The organism is Streptomyces sp. B1866 (assembly GCF_031932565.1).
Classification (GTDB): domain Bacteria; phylum Actinomycetota; class Actinomycetes; order Streptomycetales; family Streptomycetaceae; genus Streptomyces.
In genome coordinates this window covers 1-2,081 of the sequence record NZ_JAVSCF010000475.1, presented here as the reverse complement: position 1 = coordinate 2,081, position 2,081 = coordinate 1, and the positions used below count along the sequence as shown (strand labels likewise).

General features: G+C 74.8%; 3 protein-coding genes and 1 pseudogene. 3 read left to right on the top strand and 1 reads right to left on the bottom strand.

What is annotated here, in order from left to right; all coding sequences use genetic code 11:
* From RKE29_RS29590 to RKE29_RS29580, 3 genes and pseudogenes are all read left to right on the top strand, one after another.
* A partial coding sequence (locus RKE29_RS29590) for a GvpL/GvpF family gas vesicle protein (RefSeq protein WP_312008793.1) occupies positions 1-367 on the top strand: 367 nt, incomplete at its 5' end.
* A gap of 95 nt (positions 368-462) precedes the next feature.
* A pseudogene (gene gvpJ / locus RKE29_RS29585) lies at positions 463-591 on the top strand (gas vesicle protein GvpJ); the annotation flags it as partial.
* A gap of 185 nt (positions 592-776) precedes the next feature.
* The gene (locus RKE29_RS29580) at positions 777-1,199 is read left to right on the top strand and encodes a gas vesicle protein K (RefSeq protein WP_312008792.1); all 423 of its coding nucleotides are present in this window, start codon (positions 777-779) and stop codon (positions 1,197-1,199) included.
* A gap of 109 nt (positions 1,200-1,308) precedes the next feature.
* On the opposite strand, the gene RKE29_RS29575 is transcribed toward RKE29_RS29580, so the two are convergent.
* Complete coding sequence (locus tag RKE29_RS29575) at positions 1,309-1,791, bottom strand: VOC family protein (protein WP_312008791.1); 483 nt, start codon at positions 1,789-1,791, stop codon at positions 1,309-1,311.
* Between the last annotated feature and the right edge of the window lie 290 nt (positions 1,792-2,081).

Below are 2,081 nucleotides of genomic sequence, written 5' to 3'. Positions count from 1 at the left end.
CGGGCCGGCCGCGCCCACCGGTTCCGGCCGGGACTACCTGCGCGGCCGCCAGCAGCAGCGCCGCTCCCGGGACGAGGCGTGGCGGGCGGCCCGGGACGCGGTGCGCCGCGTGGACGCCGCCGCGCGCGCGATCGCCGCCGACCGGGTCCGGCACCGCCCGCAGCAGGGCGAGCTGGCCACCGGCCCGGGCCAGAACGTGGCCAACGACGCCTACCTCGTGCCGCGCGGGCAGGCCGAGGAGTTCCGCGCCCGGGTCGCGGGCGCGGCCGAGGGGGTGGACGGCATCCGGGTGGAGGTGACCGGCCCGTGGGCCCCGTACTCCTTCACCGCCGCGGACGAGGCGCCGACGGAGGCGGACGCGCCGTGACCGGCACCCCGGGGCACGCCCTGGAACCGGACGACCGCTCGGTCCGGCTCGCGAGCGAACTCGCCGAGGAGGAGTCGCCGCTCGCGGGCCGGCCGATCGCGCTGATCGACCTGCTCGACCGGCTGCTGAAGGGCGGCGCGGTGCTGACCGGCGAGCTGACGCTGTCCATCGCGGACGTGGACCTGGTACGGATCTCGCTGCGCGCCCTGATCATGTCCGTACGCACGCAGGACCGACCCGACGCGGCCTCCGCGGAGCCGCACGGGCCGCAGGCCGGGCCCTACGAGCCGGACGCGGAGCCGTACGAGCCGGAGGCCGGGCCGTACGGGGCCGGGGAGCCGTACGAGCCGGACGCCGGGCCGTACGAGCCGGACGAGCCGTACGAGCCGGACCGGCCGGGAGGTGGGACATGGCCGTGAACCGGGAGCCCCGGCGCGGCGGCCACCCCGCCATCCACGACCTGGACGAGGTCACCCGGGCCGCGGCGGACGCCTTCCGCCTCCTCCCGGCGGGCCCCGACGACCTGCCGTCCGAGGAGGAGCGGGCCCAGCGGATCGCCCGGCGCCTGCACACCGACCCGGACACGGTCGAGCGGGACCTGGTCAAGCTGGTGCTGACCCTCGTGGAGCTGCTGCGGCAGCTGATGGAGCGGCAGGCGCTGCACCGCGTCGAGCAGGGGGACCTCAGCGAGGAGCAGGAGGAGCGCATCGGGATGACCCTCATGCTGCTCCACGAGCGGATGACCGACCTGTGCGCGCGCTACGACCTGGACATGGAGGACCTGAACCTGGACCTGGGCCCGCTGGGCACGCTGCTGCCTCCGGCGGAGTGAGTCCTGGGAGTGCTCCCTCGGAGTGCTCGCAGTGAACCCTCGCAGTGAACCCTCGGAGCGAACCGGAGACCGCGGGCACCCTCTCGGCGGAGACCGCCGGGCCGCCTCCTCACTCGCCGCGCGCGGCCGCCTCCAGCGCCTCGATGTCGAGCTTCCTCATGCCGAGCATGGCCTGCATGACCCGGGCGGCCAGGGCCCGGTCCGGCGTGTCCATCAGCTCGTGCAGCACCGTGGGGATGATCTGCCACGACAGGCCGTACCGGTCCTTCAGCCAGCCGCACTGGTCCTCCTGGCCGCCCTCGCCGAGCCGGGCCCACAGCTCGTCCACCTCCTCCTGGGTCTCGCAGTTCACGTAGAGCGAGATGGCCTCGGTGAACTGGAAGTGCGGTCCGCCGTTCAGCGCCAGGAACCGCTGCCCGGCCAGCTCGAAGGTGACGGTCATGACCGACCCCGGCTCCCCCGGCCCGGCGTCGGTGTACCGCTGCACGTCCACGATGCGGGAGTCGTCGAAGACGGACGTGTAGTGCTCCGCCGCCTCCTCGGCCTGGTCGTCGAACCACAGGAAGGTGACGATCTTCTGCGTGGCGGTCATGGCGGTCTCCTTCGGTGCCGTCGGACAGGCTGCACAGGGGTGGACGACCGGGTCACCGCGAACTCATCGGTCCACGNGCCGTCGGACAGGCTGCACAGGGGTGGACGACCGGGTCACCGCGAACTCATCGGTCCACGCCGAATCCGCCGTGCGGAAATGCGCCGGCCGTACGCTCCGGCGCGCGGCGAAGACGGCTCGCATGTCGCAGCGGGGGAACCCGGTCACGGCCCACGGGGGGCGTGCGGCGCCGCGGCCGGCGGCCTGCGGCCCGCACCGCCCGCGCCGCGCGC

Bases quoted from the DNA above. Each gene is read 5' to 3' on its own strand.
- RKE29_RS29580 (WP_312008792.1), top strand. From the start codon at position 777: ATGGCCGTGAACCGGGAGCCCCGGCGCGGCGGCCACCCCGCCATCCAC.
- RKE29_RS29575 (WP_312008791.1), bottom strand. From the start codon at position 1,791: ATGACCGCCACGCAGAAGATCGTCACCTTCCTGTGGTTCGACGACCAG.